Raw genomic sequence first — 15,884 nt, 5'->3', positions numbered from 1 at the left:
TCCGAGGGTGCCGGCCGCTGCCTTTCGCCATCCTTTTGTACGGCCCGGCGCTTTCGGCGCTTCGCGCGTGGCGGCGCTTTCGGCGCTTTGTGCGGGCCGGCGCTTTCACGGGTGGCGGATGGCGGCGTCGCATAGCGGGGGCTGGGCGTGGGTATGCGACGGTCATGACTGATCAGCGGGAAGAGAACCAGCCCAACGAGTTCGGCTTCGCGGGCGACGGCACCGCGCCCGAGCCGCAGCCGACCCGGGACCACAACAAGCAGCTGCACGACGAGGCCGAGAGCATCGCCGTGCCCGCCGGGGACATCACCGGGTCGGTCTCCGAGGCGATCGAGGAAGCTACCGAGCGAGACCGCTGAACCGCAGGTAGTCGAAGGAAGCCGTGACGGGCGGAGTGGCGCCGCCGTGCGCCACGAGCCCGATGCGCGGCTGCGGGCCCGCCGGCAGCGTCCACACGCCGCCCCACGTCCAGGTGCGGCCGTCGCGGCTCACCCCGGCGCGGTACTCGTGCTCGCCGTTGCGCGGATCGACCCGGTGGGCCAGGCGCAGCCACGTGGTGGTCAGGCCCGGCGGGCCGGCGATCGTGCCGCCGTACGAGGTCGTGCCCGCATAGGGGATCTCGTGACCGAATTCGACCTGCCGCGTGTTCCCGATCGCGACCGCGGACAGCCGGGCGAAGAGATCGTCGCCGGCATAGGCGATCAGGCCCGCCTGCTGATAGTTGCGGACGCTGTCCTCGCCCAATGGCAGCGTGAGCCTGGTCTCGGCGAGCCAGTCGCCGGGCGGCGCTGACCGGAGCAGCACCCCGGCGTCGTTCGAGTCACCGGTCAGGTCGGCATCCTGCACGGGCCACCGCAGCTGCCCTCCGGCAATCCCGACCGCGGGATCCGGGCGGACGAAGCTCCAGCCCCTCAACCGGCTCGAGAATTCGTCGGACCAGGCGGGCAGGGGGCGGCCGGGGCGCGGCTCGTGGGCGCTTCCCGAGTCACGGCCGTCGGAAGCCCCGGCACCGCCCCGTACGGTCGGCCAGCCCCCGATCCAGTCCAGCCGGTCGATCAGCATGGGCCGCTCGTTGATCCCGAACGGCTCGTCCAGGTACGGGTCCCCGCGGTCGATGGCGTGATAGACGAACCAATCCCGGTGTCCGTCACTGATCACCGCGTTGTGCCCGGTGCCGACCCAGCGGTTGCCGTTCGGCGCGACGACCGGGGTGCCGCCGGCGCGGGAGGTGTTCAACGGGCGGCCGAGCTTGTCCGCGAACGGGCCACGCGGGTCACGCGACCGCCCCACGGACACCGAGTAGCCCGTGGTGGGCCCGGCGCAGCAGTTGGCCGACGAGGCGAACAGGTAGTACCAGCCGGCGCGCCGGACGACGAATGAGCCCTCGAACTTGTTGTCGATCGCGACGCGGGTGGGCGTACCGGTGAGGTGCAGGCCGTCCGCGGTGAGCTCGCTGGTCCAGACACCGCCGAAGTAGCTGCCGTAGTAGAGAAACCGGCGTCCGTCCGGAGTGGTCACCTGCGCCGGGTCGAAGGTCCACCACCAGCCGCCGTCGCCGCTGGGCCGGGGCGCGACGACCGGCTCGTCCACGAAGGTCCACGGACCGGCCGGGGTGGGCGCGGTCGCCGCCCCGATGGCCGAGGCGCCGGGGGCGGTGGTCGTCTCGGTGACGGTGACGTACATGACCCAGCGGCCACCGATCCGGCGCACGTCCGGCGCCCAGTAGGACGCGGTGGCGGCGGCGTAAGAGGGCCGCTGGTCCGGGGTGAAGGCATCCCCCGCGTACGCCCAGGTCGTCAGGTTCTTCGAGCGGGCGATCGGGATGCGGTGCGGGGTGCGCTCGCCCTCCCGTAGCGGATCGGTGGTCCCGTAGGCATAGAACCAGCCGTCGCCGCCGCGCACGACCATCGGGTCGGCGAACGTGTCCGCGAAGCTCGCCGACACCGGGTTGTGCCCCGCCCCCGCCGGCCCCACGCCACCCGTTCCACGCAGCGCGGCGCCCTCCTCGCGCGGCTCAGTCTCCTCACCCTGCGGCGCGGCGCTCTCTCCACGCGGAGGGAGGGTCGCAGCGTTCGCCGCAGCCGGGGTGAGCAGCACGAGCATCGCGATGACCACAACCGGGAACCGTCGCATGTCCCGAGCCTGCTACACCCCAGGTGATCGACACCAGCCGATGCCCGCTATGTCCGGACACGACGGCGCCCGCCCCGCGACGAGCGGGACGGGCGCCGGGCGACGCGGAAGGGTCAGGCGGCCTCGATGATCATGCCGGCCCCGACCGTACGGTTGGTGGCCTCGTCGATCAGGATGAAGCCGCCGGTCGTGCGGTTGCGCCGGTATTCGTCGGCGAGCAGCGGCACCGTCGTGCGCAGCCGGACCCGGCCGATCTCGTTGAGCTTGAGCTCGGGCGCGTCCTCGTCGCGGTGCAGCGTGTTGACGTCCAGCTTGTACTGCAGGCCGCGGACGACCGTGCGGGCCGTGCGAGTGGTGTGCTTGATCGTGTACTTGCCGCCGACGCGCAACGGGGCGGTCTCGTCCATCCAGCAGACCATCGCCTCGATGTCCTGCGCGACCGCCGGGGCATTGTGCGGCCGGCAGATCATGTCGCCGCGCGAGATGTCGATCTCGTCGGTCAGCCGGACGGTCACCGACATGGGCGGGAAGGCCTCGTCGACCGGCCCGTCCGCGGTGTCGATCGCCGCGATCTTGCTGGTCATGCCCGAAGGCAGCACGAGCACGTCGTCGCCGGGCTTGAGCACGCCGGAGGCGACCTGACCCGCGTAGCCCCGGTAGTCGGTGACCGTGGTGGACTGCGGCCGGATCACGTATTGCACCGGGAAACGCACGTCGACCAGGTTGCGGTCGGAGGCGATGTGCACGTGCTCCAGGTGGTGCAGCAGCGACGGGCCCTCGTACCAGGGGCTCTTCTCGGAGCGAGAGGCGATGTTGTCGCCCTCGAGCGCGGAGATCGGGATGATCGTCAGGTCGGTGATGTCCAGCTTCGCCGCGAACGAGGTGAACTCGTCGGCGATCCGGTCGTACACCTCCTTGTCCCAGCCCACGAGGTCCATCTTGTTGATGCACAGCACCAGGTGCGGCACGCGCAGCAGGCTGGTGAGGAACGCGTGGCGGCGGGACTGCTCGACCAGGCCCTTGCGCGCGTCGACCAGGATCAGCGCCAGGTCGGCGGTGGAGGCGCCGGTGACCATGTTCCGGGTGTACTGGATGTGCCCCGGGGTGTCGGCGATGATGAACTTGCGCCGCGGCGTCGCGAAGTAGCGGTAGGCCACGTCGATGGTGATGCCCTGCTCCCGCTCGGCCCGCAGGCCGTCGGTGAGCAGCGCGAGGTTGGTGTATTCGTCGCCGCGCGAGGCGCTCGCGGCCTCGACCGCCTCGAGCTGGTCGGCGAAGATCGTCTTGGTGTCGTAGAGCAGCCGGCCGATCAAGGTCGACTTGCCGTCGTCGACGCTGCCCGCGGTGGCGAACCGCAGGATGTCCATGTTGCGGGCCGCCGCGGCCTCGGGCTCCAGCACTGACTGGCTCATCAGAAGTAACCTTCCCGCTTGCGGTCTTCCATGGCGGCCTCGCTGACCTTGTCGTCGCCCCGGGTCGCGCCGCGCTCGGTGATCCGGGTCGCGGCCACCTCGTCGATGACCTTCTCGACGGTGTCCGCGTCGGAGAGCACGGCGGCCGTCTGGGAGGCGTCGCCGACCGTGCGGTAGCGCACGCGGCGGGTCTCCACGGTCTCGCCGTCACGCGGCACGATGAACTCGTTGACCGCGTAGAACATGCCGTTGCGCTCCACGACGTCGCGGTCGTGGGCGTAATAGATGCTGGGGAGCTCGATGCGCTCCTTGGCGATGTAGTGCCAGACGTCCAGCTCGGTCCAGTTGGAGAGCGGGAAGACCCGGATCGACTCGCCGGGGTGGTGCCGCCCGTTGTAGAGCGACCACAGCTCGGGGCGCTGGTTCTTGGGGTCCCACTGGCCGAACTCGTCGCGGAAGCTGAACATCCGCTCCTTGGCCCGGGCCTTCTCCTCGTCGCGCCGGGCGCCGCCGAAGAGCGCGTCGAAGCGGTATTTCTCCACCGCCGCGAGCAGCACCGGGGTCTGGATCCGGTTGCGCGTGCCGTCGGGCAGCTCACGCACCGTGCCGGAGTCGATCGCCTCCTGCACGCTGGCGATCACCAGGTTGAGGCCGAGCTGGGCGACCCGCGCGTCCCGGTAGTCGAGGACCTCGGGGAAGTTGTGCCCGGTGTCCACGTGCATGACCGGGAACGGGATGCGCGCCGGCGAGAAGGCCTTCTCCGCCAGCCGCAGCATGACGATCGAGTCCTTGCCGCCGGAGAAGAGCAGCACCGGCCGCTCGAACTCGGCCATGACCTCGCGCATCACGAAGATGCTCTCAGCCTCGAGAGCGTCGAGATGGGAGACGCGATAGGGCTTCGCCTGGCTCACAGGTTCCCCAGCCTTTCGATTTCCGTGGCAGCTCAGGTTACGGGAGGTGGCGCTGCAGCGCTGCGAGCAACCGAGGAGCGAGATCCTTACGGCAGACCACCAGGTCGGGCAGCTTCGGGTCGGCCTGGTTGTATTCCAGTGCGCTGCCGTCGATCCGGGAAGCGTGCAGCCCTGTGGCGAGCGCCACAGCGACCGGGGCGGCGCTGTCCCACTCGTACTGGCCGCCGGCGTGGATGTAGGCGTCCGCCTCCCCGCTGACCACCGCGGCGATCTTGACCCCGGCCGATCCCATGGGGACCAGCTCGGCGCCGAGCTCCTCGGCCAGCGCGGTCACGAAGGCGGGCGGGCGGGTGCGGCTGGCGGCGATGCGGATCGGTCCCCCGGTCGCGGCGGCCAGCGGCAGCGGCGGATAGGCCGGCGGGTGGTCGGTGGCGAGCGTGCGGTGCTGGGCGGGCATCGCCACGGCGCCCGCGGCGAGACAGCTCGCACTCCCGCACTCCGCCGTCCAGAGCGCCACGTGCACGGCCCAGTCGGCCCGGCCCTCCTCGGAGAACTCGCGGGTGCCGTCGAGCGGGTCGACGATCCAGACGCGCGAGGCGTCGAGCCGGTCGGGGCGTACGACATCCTGGCCGTCGGCCCACGCGAGGCGGGACTGGTCGTCCTCCTCCGACAGCACGGCGTCGGCGGGGCGCCAGCGGGCGAGCTCAGCCCGGAGCAGGTCGTGGGCCGCCTTGTCGCCGGCCGTCTTCAGCGCCTTGCCGTCCGCGTGGCCCAGCTCCGCGCGGACCTGCAGCAGCACCTGACCGGCCCGGTCGGCCAGCCAGCGGGCGAAGGCCGAGTCGTTGACCGGCGGCGTGCCACCGGACTCGGGCTCACGCTGCCCCGCTATGCGCGCCGACGTCCCTGTCCGCTCGCTCATCGTCTCGCCTCGCCTCTCATGCCTAGTACGCCCCGGAGGACCGGACCACCGCGGTCATCGTCCGCAAAAGGATCACCAGATCCAAACTGAGCGACCAGTTCTCCACATAGCGCAGGTCCAGCCGGACCGCTTCCTCCCACGACAGGTCCGATCGTCCCGACACCTGCCACAGGCCCGTCATGCCCGGTTTGACCGCCAGCCGGCGCCGCACGTCGTCGGCATAGGCGGCGACCTCCGCGGGCAACGGCGGCCGCGGGCCGACCAGCGACATCTGGCCCAGCACGACATTGAGCAGCTGCGGCAGCTCGTCCAGCGAGAACCGGCGCAGCCACCGGCCGACCGGGGTCACACGCGGGTCGTCACGGATCTTGAAGAGCACGCCGTCGTGCTCGTTGAGGTGCCGGAGCTCGGCGAGCCGCGCCTCGGCGTCCACGTACATGCTGCGGAACTTGAAGATGCGGAACTCACTGCCGTCCCGCCCGACCCGAACCTGCCGAAAGAGTACCGGGCCCCGGGAGGTGAGCATCACACAGAGTGCGACGGTTAACAGGACAGGGCCGAAGAGCACGAGCAATGCCAGGGCCCCGAGCCGGTCGACCAGATCCTTGATCATCCGGGCGCCGCCGTGCAGCCGCGGGTGCTCGACGTGCAGCATCGGCAGGCCGTCGAAGGGCCGGATCGTGGTGCGGGCACCGGCGACGTCGATCAGCGTGCTCGCCACGATGAGATCGACCTCGTCGCGCTCCAGCCGCCAGGCCAGCCGGCGCAGCGCCACGCCGTCCAGCTCCGGACAGCTCAGCACCACCACGGTGTCCGCGTCGGCGGCGTCCACCGCGTCGGCCACGTCGTCGAACGTCCCGTACACGGGAAGGTCCACCACGCCGTCGTGCCGCGGCGGCAGACATGCGCCCACGACCTCCAGACCGTGATAACGCTCACGCCGGAGCTGACGCGTGATGCCGATGACGGACAGTTCGTGGCCGACCACGAGGACGCGGCGGAGGCTGGCGCCCCGTTCCCGTTCCAGGTGCAGATGCTTGCGCAGGGCGAACCGGAACACGACCGCCGAAACGACGGCCGTGGGTAGCGCCGCGAGGACATAGGAGCGGGCCAGGTCCAGTTCGAGGGCGTACGAGACAACGGCCGCGCCCGCGATCAGGCCCACGCCGCCCCGGATCACCCGCTGGTACTCGTCCGTGCCGACGAAGAGGAAGCGGCGCTCGTACGCCCGGCTGCCGATCAGCACCGCGAGCAGCGCGACCGGCAGCAGCGCCGAGAGCAGGAGATACCCCCGGTTGTACGCGGTCACCTCGTCGCCGAAGCGTACGGCGAACGTCATCGCGCCGGCCGCCACTCCGGCCAGCAGGTCACTGAGCACCAGCGAGCGCACGTACCGGCGCTCCCACCGCTGCCGGCGGGACATCGCCGCGTGCTTGCCCCGCACCCGCACGAACGGCCGGGTGGCCGGGCGGGCCGCCATCGACCGGTTCTGCCGCTCGGACCAGTGCCGGTCGACCGCCCGGTTGCGGGTCCGCTCGACCTCCGAGGTCCGGGGCGCCGCGTTGGGGTCGGCCGCCTCGCGGGACGCCGGGATCTTGTTGTTGCGCGCCCGGTCCCGGTGCGGCACCGACCGGTGCGGCCGGTGGTTCGCCGGCGGATGGTTCGCCGGGCCGTGGGTCTCCGGAACGTCCTGCCCGCGATCCGCCGTGCGCTTCTGCACAGTCGGCAGCGTCACGGTCGGCTCGTCGAGCGCGGTCTCCCGCCCCTCCGTCATCTCGCACCTCCCCTGCGCCGCCGATGATCACGCACCATCCGGGCGCTATGTGACCAACGCGCCAACCAAGTGCGGCGACACGGGAGTGCAGAAGGGCAAAACGGGCGAATTAATCTATTCGTTCCGCGGGTGATTCGTCACGTTCCGTGGTATTTGTTCTGCGCCCACTCGACGCCCTCGAGGATCACGGCCTCCGTCACGTCGGCCGCCCGATCCACGAGAAAGTCCAGCTCCTTGCGCTCGGTCGAGGAGAAGTCGGCCAGCACGAAGTCGGCCGCGTCCTGCCGGCCCGGCGGCCGCCCGATGCCGACCCGCACCCGGGCGTAGTCCTTGCTGCCGAGCGACTTCGACATCGACCGCAGCCCGTTGTGACCACCCTCACCGCCGCCACGCTTCGCGCGCACCTGCCCGTACGGCACGTCGAGCTCGTCGTGCACGGCGATGATGTGCTCCAGCGGCACCTTGAAGAACTGCGCCAGCGCCGACACGGGGGCGCCGGACAGGTTCATGTAGGTGAGCGGCTTCACGAGGATCAGCTTGGGGCCGCCGAACCCGAGCCGGCCCTCGGCCACCTCGGCGACGGCCCGCTTGTGCCGGCCGAACTTGCCGCTGACCCGGCTCGCCAGCAGGTCGGCCACCATGAAGCCGACGTTGTGCCGGTTGCCCGCGTACTCCCGGCCCGGATTGCCCAGCCCGGCCACCAGCCACGGCGCGTCGTCGGTCATGACCTGCTCTCTCCTCATACGGAAACAGGGAAAGTGCCGCGTGGCACTTTCCCTGTCGTGATCTTCCGGCAGCCCGGGGGCTCAGGCCGGCCTTTCTGTGCCTGGTGGGGCTCAGATCAGCTGGCGGATTCCTCGGTGGCCTCGGCCTCGGTGGCCTCACCCTCGCCGGCCTCGCCGCCCTCGAGCTGCTCGGCGGTCTGCGCCTGCGAGATGATCGCGAGCACGAAGTCGGGCTCGACGGCCAGCTCGGTGCCCTGCGGCAGGGTGACGTCGCCCGCGGTGACCTGCGAGCCGGCCTCGAGGCCCTCGATGGACACCTCGAGCTCGGCCGGCAGGTGCATGGCCTCGGCGGTGACGGCGAGCGTGTTGCTCTCGTTCACCACGAGCGTGTTGCGCGCGGCCTCGCCGGTCAGCGTCACGGGGACGTCGACCTGGACCTTTTCGCCACGCTTGACGATCAGCAGGTCCACGTGCTCGAACGTGTCCTTGATCGGGTCGCGCTGGATCGCCTTCGGCAGCGCCAGGATGGCGGAACCACCGGCGACGTCGAGGGTGAACACCTGGTTGAGACCGCCGTGCCGGATCGCGGCCGCGAACTCCCGCGCCGGCAGAGCGATGTGCTGCGGGGCCTCGCCGTGGCCGTAGAGCACGGCGGGCACGAGGCCGGCCCGGCGCGTGCGGCGGGCACCACCCTTGCCGAACTCGGTACGGGGCTCGGCGCTGATCTTTACCTCGGACACGGGGAAACTCCTGAAAATCTGATCGGGCTGCGTCTAAGTCGGCGGGCTGCGGGCTGTGTTCGGCGGGGCCGAGCGTGGGGTGGTGCTCATCTGCTCGGCAAGGGGCGCACGGGCACAGGCCCGGAACACCGCGTCGATCACGGTGCCTCAAGCGAACTCCGCTAACCTGCCGCAGACCGCGTGGCACCCTCGCCGTGGCAACCGCACCAGCTTACCTGCCCCGCGCGCACGACGACCGGCGGGTCCCGTCAGCTCGCTCTTCCCGCGAAAAGTTCACCCGCCCGATGCAAGATGCACGGTACCGGCCGGAGCGGTGCGGCAACACCCCGTGAACCGGCATGTCTCCCCTTAACCGCCCAGCGGGTCACAAAACTCCGGCACCGTGCCACCTTCGGCCGGCACCGGATCGAGACCGCCGTCGTCCGATCCACGCACCGCTGCCCATCCACTTTGCGCACCGACAGCCGCAGAGAAGAGCGTGGAAACGACGCTCGGGGTGGCGATGCCCGGGCCCCGCGCCTCTTACCGGAAGCGCCAGCCGCAGGAACGCAGGCCGACCAGCAGGAACCCGCGCCCCGCCGCCGGAATCAACGCCAGCCGCGGGAAGGGTAAGCCGCGCGGGAAGGGTAAGCCGCGCGGAGAAGGATCAGCCGCGCGGGAAAGGTCAGCCGCGCGGAAAGGTCAGCTCAGCCCGCCGAACAGCGTCGTCACCGAGCCGTCGTCGAACACCTCGCGGATGGCCCGCGCCAGCAGCGGGGCGATCGACAGGACCGTGATCTTGTCGAGGCGCTTCTCCGGGGGGAGCGGGAGCGTGTTGGTCACGACCAGCTCGGAGATGCGGCTGTTCTTGAGGCGCTCGGTCGCCGGGTCCGACAGGAGGGCGTGCGTGGAGGCGACGATCACATCGGCCGCGCCCGAGTCGAAGAGGATGTCGGCGGCCTTGGTGATGGTGCCGCCGGTGTCGATCATGTCGTCGACGATCAGGCACACGCGACCCTCGACCTCGCCGACCACGCGGTTGGCGACGACCTGGTTGGGCTTGAGCGGGTCGCGGGTCTTGTGGATGAAGGCCAGCGGGCATCCGCCCAGCCGGTCGGTCCAGCGCTCCGCCACCCGCACCCGGCCCGAGTCGGGCGCGACGACGGTCAGCGGCCGGCCCTCGAACTTGCGCTGCACGTGCTCGGCGAGGATGTCCATCGCGAAGAGGTGGTCGACCGGGCCGTCGAAGAAGCCCTGGATCTGCGCGGTGTGCAGGTCGACCGTGAGAATGCGGTTGGCGCCCGCCGTCTTGAGCAGGTCGGCGACCAGCCGGGCCGAGATCGGCTCGCGGCCGCGGTGCTTCTTGTCCTGCCGTGAGTAGGGGTAGAAGGGCATCACGACGGTGATCCGCTTGGCCGACCCCCGCTTGAGGGCGTCGATCATGATCAGGGTCTCCATGACCCAGCGGTTGATGCCCTCGGTCATCGACTGGACGACGAAGGCGTCGGATCCGCGCACCGAGTCGCGGTATCGGACGAAGATCTCACCGTTGGCGAACTCGTAGGAGTCGGACGGCGTCGGCGCGACGCCCAGCACCTGGCCGATCTCCTCGGCCAGCTCCGGGAAACCACGGCCGGAGAAAAGCATCAAACTCTTACGGTTCTCCGCGACGATGCTGCCCATGGGCTCGTCCGCTCCCGTGCAATCGAGGGGGTGTGTCACCTGAAGTATGACCCGAGGACGGCTGCCCGCCATATGCCGGAGGCCTCGCGTGGGATGCCTCACCCCAGCTTGCGCGCCCCCGGCCCGGCTGACCTCAATCCCGTTCCATCGATGACAGTAGATCAGGCCGCCGCCCGGCCCTCACGCACCGTCGCCGGGCTCCTCCGCCGCCTGCCCGGCCCGCTCCGCCGCCTCGGCCGACACCGTGCCCGGGCGCTTGCGCGCGACCCAGCCGTCGACCGATCGCTGCGGCGCCCGGGTCACGCCCAGGCTGCCCGGCGGCACGTCCTGGCCGATGGCACTGCCCGCGGCGACGTAGGCCCCCGGGCCGATCTCCACCGGCGCGATCAGCACCGTGTCGCTGCCCACGAAGGCCGCCTCGCCGACCGTGGTGTGGCTCTTGGTGACCCCGTCGTAGTTGGCGAAGATCGTGCCCGCCCCGATGTTCGCCTTGGGGCCGATCGTGGCGTCGCCCACATATGAGAGATGCGGCACCTTCGCGCCGGCGCCGAGCTCGGCGTTCTTGGTCTCGACGAACCCGCCGACCTTGGCCTTGCGGCCCAGCCGCGTGCCCGGCCGCAGATAGGAGAAGGGGCCGACCGTCGCGTCCGGCCCGACCTCGGCCCCGATCGCGTGCGTGCGCAGCACCGTCGCACCCTCGGCCACCACCGTGTCGGTCAGCGTCGTGTCCGGCCCGACCACGGCCCGGGCGCCGACGGCCGTCGCCCCCTGCAGCTGCGAGTTCTGGTCGATGACGGCGTCCGGCTCGAGCGTCACCGTGACATCGATCCAGGTGGTCGCCGGGTCGAGGATCGAGACGCCCGCCTTGAGCCAGGCGGTGTTGATCCGGTCGCGGAGCAGGCTCCGGAGCCGCGCCAGCTCGGCCCGGTCGTTGCAGCCCAGCGTCTCGAGCGCGTCCGCGGCCACGTGCACGCCCACCGGGTGGCCCACGGCGGCGAGCAGCCCGAACACGTCGGTGAGGTATTCCTCACCCTGATCGTTGTCGGTGGTCAGCTTGCCGAGCGCCTCGCGCAGCAGCGTGGCGTCGAAGACGTAGATCCCGGCGTTGATCTCCCGGATCGCCTTGATCTCCGGCGCCGCGTCCCGCTCCTCGACGATCCGCTCGAGGTCGCCCGCGGCGTCGCGCACGATGCGGCCCAGCCCGGTCGGATCGGTGACCTCGGCGGCCAGCACGGTCGCGCCGCGCTGCCCCGACTCGTGCGCGGCGACGAGCGCGTCGACCGTCTCCGGGCGCAGCAGCGGCACGTCGGCGTTGAGCACGACCACGGTGCCGGTGGCCTCGGGAATCGCGTCGAGCGCGATGCGCACCGCGTGCCCGGTGCCATTCTGCTCGGCCTGGAGCACCGGCGTCGCGCCCGGCGAGATCTCGGCGAGGTGCGCGCGCACCTGGTCGGCCTTGTGCCCGACCACCACGACCGTCCGGGAGGCCCGCACCGCCTCGGCGGCGTGCAGCACGTGGCCCAGCAGCGTCCGCCCGAGCAGCGGATGCAACATCTTCGGCGTCGCGGACTTCATCCGCTTGCCCTCACCGGCGGCGAGGACGACGACGGTACGGCTCGGAGACTGGCTCACGCATAACTCCAGGGGTCGCAGTGGTGCGATGTCGAAGAAGGCGGCGACGACTCAGCCGCGGAGAAAAGGCTCCCGGAAGAGGATTCGAACCCCTATAAACGGCACCAAAAGCCGCGGTCCTACCATTAGACGATCCGGGAGTGCAGAGCGGACATTCCGGCCGGGGCAATGCACGCGGCTCACATAGTAGCGTCCCCCGCGCCACGCCGCGGAAAGCCGACCCCTCGCATCCCACTCCCGTTCGTCCGGACGTCTCCGGTAAGCATCCCGCACGTACGCGCCGGCGGTGGACGCCTTGTGCGTCTTTCCCCCACCGAGCGGAGGAGTCCCCCCGGGCGGAGGAGTCCCCCCGGGCGGAGGAGTCCGATGGTGCAGGCCCCGCATGAACGACCGGTGAAGCCCGAGCAGACGCGAGCCGAGCACTGACACCGGCGCCGAAAGAACGCGACGCCGACGGCGGAGGGACGCGACACCGGACCCACCGGAGCAGCCCCCCGACCGGACCGGCGGGACTGGCAGGATGGCCAAGTGAGCGAGCAGACCGCGCCGGGCGAGCGCACCCCCCGCGTACGCATGTCCGCCACCCAGCGCCGCGAACAGCTGATCACCATCGGCCGCCGCCTCTTCGCCGAGCGCGGATTCGAAGCCACCTCGGTCGAGGAGGTCGCCACCCGGGCCGAGGTGTCCAAGCCGGTCGTCTACGAGCACTTCGGCGGCAAGGAGGGCCTCTACGCGGTCGTCGTCGACCGGGAGGTACGCGCCCTGCTCGACCGGATCGTCGCGGCGCTGACCGCGGGACATCCCCGGGAGCTGCTGGAGCAGGCGGCGCTGGCGCTGCTGGACTACATCGAGGAGGAGCCGCACGGGTTTCGCGTACTCGTCCGGCAATCGCCCTTGCTGCAGCAAGCGGGCAGCTTCTCGAGCGTCATGAGCGACGTGGCGCACCGGGTGGAGCACATCCTCGGCGCCGAGTTCGCGAGCCGCGGGCTGGAGCCGGGCTTCGCCGAGCTCTACTCGCAGGCGCTGGTCGGGATGGTCGCCCTGGTCGGCCAGTGGTGGCCGGAGGCGCCGGGGCCGCGCAAGGAGGAGGTGGCCGCGCAGCTGGTGAACCTCGCCTGGAACGGCCTGTCCCATCTGGAGGCGAGGCCCACCCTGCTGACGCGAGAGATGCCCTAGGTGCTGCTGAGCGTGCTCTCCTGCTCGGCGTGCTGCTGCTCCTCGCTGCCGACCTGCCCGTAGAGAGCGGCGGTCAGGACCACGAGCCCCAGCACGGTCCACACGACGACGGTTGCGACGGAGAAGCCGAGCACGTCGGCGTCCGTCCGCAGCATGGCCAGCATGACCATGGCGACGGCGAGCATGACCCAGCCCAGCACCAGGTTGACCCGGTGGTGCAGGTTGCCGCCGCGGACGGCGACCGCGAGCACGAGCAGCCCGACCAGCGTGGACACCCAGGCGCCGGCCGGGCTCAGGAGCTGACCCAGCGCCCGCTCGGCACCGGCGTGTCCGAAGAACTCGTTGCCCGCGGTCGCGATGATGCCGATCACGCCGGTGATCGCGACGAAGAGGCCCGACGCCGCGGCCAGCGCCCGGTAGGGCTGGCGCAGCTGGTGGTTGATCGGATAGTGAGCCATCAGGCCGAACGCGCCTCGCGCACCTGACGCGGGGCGCCCTGGCGCTCCTCGGGGGCGACCTTGCTGTAGAGGCCCGCGGTGATGAGGACGAGCGCCACCAGGTAGGTCACGATGACCGTGGCGATGCCGAAGTTGAGGAAGTTGGCGTCCGTGCGGCTCACGGCCAGGCAGTAGCTGCCGACGCCGACCAGGCCCCAGCCGAAGTACTTGTCGACCTCGACGTCCGCGTTCTTCCCGATCACCGCGGCGATCAGGACGATCGCGCCGATCAGCAGCGAGACGATCGACCAGAAGAGGTTGGAGCGCTGCCCCAGCACGAGGTCGTCGGGGTTGCCGAAGAGGCCGTCGCCGCCGGTGATGATGAGGCCGATGACGCCGAAGACGATCAGGTAGACCCCGGCCGCCGCGCCCAGGGCACGGTAGAGCGGCCGCAGGGGGTGATTCACCGGAGTGTGCGCCATGGTTCCGTCTCCAAGCTCGTTATGCGTCAGCAAGATTCTCGCGCATCGCGCCTGCGATCGCAGGAGCACCCCCGGATCTACGCGTCCCCGACCTGCTCGGCCAGCTCCAGCCAGGCCTCCTCGACCTGCGCCCGCTCGCCCTGCACGGCCTTGAGCTGCGCGTCCAGCTCCATGATCTTGTCGTAGTCGCTGCCGTGCTGCGCCAGCTGCTCGTTGATCTTGACGATCCGCTCCTCGAGCTTGCCGAGCTGCCGTTCCAACCGGTTCAGGTCCTTCTTCGCCGTCCGCAGGTCAGCCGCGGACAGGCCGGGGGCCTTTCTCGGGGCCGGGCCCGCGGCGACCGTCGCCCGGGGCATGCCGACCGCGCGGGCGAGGTATTCGTCGATACCGCCGGGCAGGTGCACCAGCCGGCCGTCGCCGAGCATCCCGTACGCCGTGTCGGTCACCCGCTCGACCAGATAGCGGTCGTGGCTGGCGACGATCATCGTGCCCGGCCAGGAGTCGAGCAGGTCCTCGAGCGACGCGAGGGTGTCGGTGTCCAGGTCGTTCGTCGGCTCGTCGAGCAGCAGGACGTTGGGCTCGGTGGCGAGCAGGCGCAGCAGCTGGAGCCGCCGCCGCTCGCCGCCGGACAGGTCGCTGACCGGGGTCCAGATGCGCTTGTCGGTGAAGCCGAACACCTCGGCGAGCTGGCCCGCGGAGAGCTCCCGGTCGCCGAGCTTGACCCGCTTGGCGACCTCCTCCACCGCCTCGAGCAGCCGCAACTCGCCCGGCAGCTCCTTGAGCTCCTGCGACAGGAACGCCGGCTTGACCGTCGATCCGGTCACCAGGCGGCCGCCGTCCGGGGTGGTGACCCCGGCGAGCAGGCGCAGCAGCGTGGTCTTGCCGGCCCCGTTGGCGCCCAGGATCGCGATCCGGTCGCCCGGGCCCACCTGCCACGTGAGGTCACCGAGGATGGTCTTGTCGCCGGCGCGCAGCGTGACGTTCTCCAGGTCGTACACCTGCTTGCCGAGCCGGGTCGTCGCCAGCCGCTGCAAGCTGACCGTGTCGCGCACCGGGGGCACGTCGGCGATCAGCGCGTTGGCGGCGTCGATGCGGAACTGCGGCTTCGAGGTGCGCGCGGGCGGGCCGCGGCGCAGCCAGGCGATCTCCTTGCGGAGCAGGTTCTGCCGGCGGGCCTCGACGGCGGCGGCCACGCGGAGCCGCTCGGCCCGGGCGAGGGTCCAGGCCGCATAGCCCCCCTCGTACGCGTACACCTGCTGGTCGACGACCTCCCAGGTGAGCGTGCAGACGGCGTCGAGGAACCATCGGTCGTGCGTGACGACGACCAGCGCGCCGCGCCGCCCGAGCAGGTAGCGGGCGAGCCAGTCCACGCCGGCGACGTCGAGGTGGTTCGTCGGCTCGTCGAGGATGAGCAGGTCGGACTCGCGGACGAGCAGGGCGGCCAGCGCCACCCGGCGGCGCTCGCCTCCGGACATCGGCCCGACCGGCGTGTCGAGGCCCAGGTGGGCCATGCCGAGACCGTCGAGGATCTCGCGCACCCCGGCGTCACCGGCCCACTCGTGCTCGGCGCCCATGCCCTCGGCGAGCCACGCGGTGCCCAGCACCACGTCGCGCACGGTGGCTTCCGCGGCGAGCGAGAAGGTCTGCGGGAGGGCGGCGACGCGCAGGTCCCGCCGGTGGGTGACCCGGCCGGAGTCGGGCTCCTCGAGCTTGGCGAGCATCCGGAGCAGCGTCGACTTGCCGGCGCCGTTGAGGCCGACGATGCCGACCCGGGCGTCGTCGTCGAGTCCGAGGGAGACGTCGGTGAGCAGTTGGCCGGCAGCGCCGTACCCCTTGTTCACCCGGTCGAGATTCACAATGTTGGCCACGATGCCGTCCAGC

General features: G+C 71.1%; 14 protein-coding genes and 1 tRNA gene. 2 read left to right on the top strand and 13 right to left on the bottom strand.

The genetic code is table 11. The features are described from left to right. Positions 1-164: 164 nt before the first annotated feature. Positions 165-359 (top strand): hypothetical protein, encoded by a 195-nt coding sequence (locus RAN62_RS13915; protein ID WP_305785010.1) that lies wholly within the window; start codon positions 165-167, stop codon positions 357-359. Here RAN62_RS13915 and RAN62_RS13910 read toward each other — a convergent pair. The 10 genes from RAN62_RS13910 to RAN62_RS13865 all read right to left on the bottom strand — a co-directional run bounded on the left by RAN62_RS13910 (position 340) and on the right by RAN62_RS13865 (position 12,048). Beyond that, complete coding sequence (locus RAN62_RS13910) at positions 340-2,133, bottom strand: glycoside hydrolase family 43 protein (RefSeq protein ID WP_305785009.1); 1,794 nt, start codon at positions 2,131-2,133, stop codon at positions 340-342. The genes RAN62_RS13915 and RAN62_RS13910 overlap by 20 nt on opposite strands. A gap of 113 nt (positions 2,134-2,246) precedes the next feature. Further along, positions 2,247-3,545 carry a sulfate adenylyltransferase subunit CysN gene (gene cysN, locus RAN62_RS13905; protein ID WP_305785008.1) on the bottom strand — a complete coding sequence of 433 codons (1,299 nt, stop codon included), beginning with the start codon at positions 3,543-3,545 and terminating at the stop codon, positions 2,247-2,249. Next, complete coding sequence (gene cysD / locus RAN62_RS13900) at positions 3,545-4,456, bottom strand: sulfate adenylyltransferase subunit CysD (protein ID WP_305785007.1); 912 nt, start codon at positions 4,454-4,456, stop codon at positions 3,545-3,547. The genes cysN and cysD overlap by 1 nt, the downstream gene beginning before the upstream one ends. Before the next feature lie 37 nt (positions 4,457-4,493). After that, on the bottom strand, positions 4,494-5,375 hold the full coding sequence (locus RAN62_RS13895; RefSeq protein ID WP_305785006.1) for a 3'(2'),5'-bisphosphate nucleotidase CysQ: 882 nt from the start codon (positions 5,373-5,375) through the stop codon (positions 4,494-4,496). 22 nt (positions 5,376-5,397) lie between these two features. Then, the gene (locus tag RAN62_RS13890; protein WP_305785005.1) at positions 5,398-7,149 is read right to left on the bottom strand and encodes a sugar transferase; all 1,752 of its coding nucleotides are present in this window, start codon (positions 7,147-7,149) and stop codon (positions 5,398-5,400) included. A gap of 137 nt (positions 7,150-7,286) precedes the next feature. Then, positions 7,287-7,874 carry an aminoacyl-tRNA hydrolase gene (gene pth / locus RAN62_RS13885; RefSeq protein WP_305785004.1) on the bottom strand — a complete coding sequence of 196 codons (588 nt, stop codon included), beginning with the start codon at positions 7,872-7,874 and terminating at the stop codon, positions 7,287-7,289. 116 nt (positions 7,875-7,990) lie between these two features. Next, on the bottom strand, positions 7,991-8,614 hold the full coding sequence (locus RAN62_RS13880; protein WP_305785003.1) for a 50S ribosomal protein L25/general stress protein Ctc: 624 nt from the start codon (positions 8,612-8,614) through the stop codon (positions 7,991-7,993). Positions 8,615-9,295: 681 nt separating this feature from the next. Then, the gene (locus RAN62_RS13875; protein WP_305785002.1) at positions 9,296-10,276 is read right to left on the bottom strand and encodes a ribose-phosphate diphosphokinase; all 981 of its coding nucleotides are present in this window, start codon (positions 10,274-10,276) and stop codon (positions 9,296-9,298) included. A 180-nt stretch (positions 10,277-10,456) separates the two neighbouring features. Next, positions 10,457-11,908 (bottom strand): bifunctional UDP-N-acetylglucosamine diphosphorylase/glucosamine-1-phosphate N-acetyltransferase GlmU, encoded by a 1,452-nt coding sequence (gene glmU / locus RAN62_RS13870; RefSeq protein WP_305785001.1) that lies wholly within the window; start codon positions 11,906-11,908, stop codon positions 10,457-10,459. Between the two features lie 69 nt (positions 11,909-11,977). Further along, a tRNA-Gln gene (locus tag RAN62_RS13865) sits at positions 11,978-12,048 on the bottom strand. Positions 12,049-12,481: 433 nt separating this feature from the next. Between RAN62_RS13865 and RAN62_RS13860 the strand changes: the two genes are divergently transcribed. Next, complete coding sequence (locus RAN62_RS13860) at positions 12,482-13,084, top strand: TetR/AcrR family transcriptional regulator (RefSeq protein WP_305785294.1); 603 nt, start codon at positions 12,482-12,484, stop codon at positions 13,082-13,084. On the opposite strand, the gene RAN62_RS13855 is transcribed toward RAN62_RS13860, so the two are convergent. The 3 genes from RAN62_RS13855 to RAN62_RS13845 form a co-directional block, all read right to left on the bottom strand. Continuing rightward, a complete protein-coding gene (locus RAN62_RS13855) occupies positions 13,081-13,542 on the bottom strand; it encodes a DUF4383 domain-containing protein (RefSeq protein ID WP_305785000.1) in 462 nt (153 codons plus the stop codon). The genes RAN62_RS13860 and RAN62_RS13855 overlap by 4 nt on opposite strands. Further along, on the bottom strand, positions 13,542-14,003 hold the full coding sequence (locus RAN62_RS13850; protein ID WP_305784999.1) for a DUF4383 domain-containing protein: 462 nt from the start codon (positions 14,001-14,003) through the stop codon (positions 13,542-13,544). Before RAN62_RS13850 ends, RAN62_RS13855 begins: the two co-directional genes overlap by 1 nt. A 77-nt stretch (positions 14,004-14,080) precedes the next feature. After that, the gene (locus tag RAN62_RS13845) at positions 14,081-15,871 is read right to left on the bottom strand and encodes an ABC-F family ATP-binding cassette domain-containing protein (RefSeq protein ID WP_305784998.1); all 1,791 of its coding nucleotides are present in this window, start codon (positions 15,869-15,871) and stop codon (positions 14,081-14,083) included. Positions 15,872-15,884: the final 13 nt, after the last annotated feature.

Source organism: Symbioplanes lichenis, assembly GCF_030709675.1.
GTDB classification, from domain to species: domain Bacteria; phylum Actinomycetota; class Actinomycetes; order Mycobacteriales; family Micromonosporaceae; genus Actinoplanes; species Actinoplanes lichenis.
Note: the sequence above shows the minus strand (reverse complement) of the source record. Positions and strands in the feature narration are given on the sequence as shown.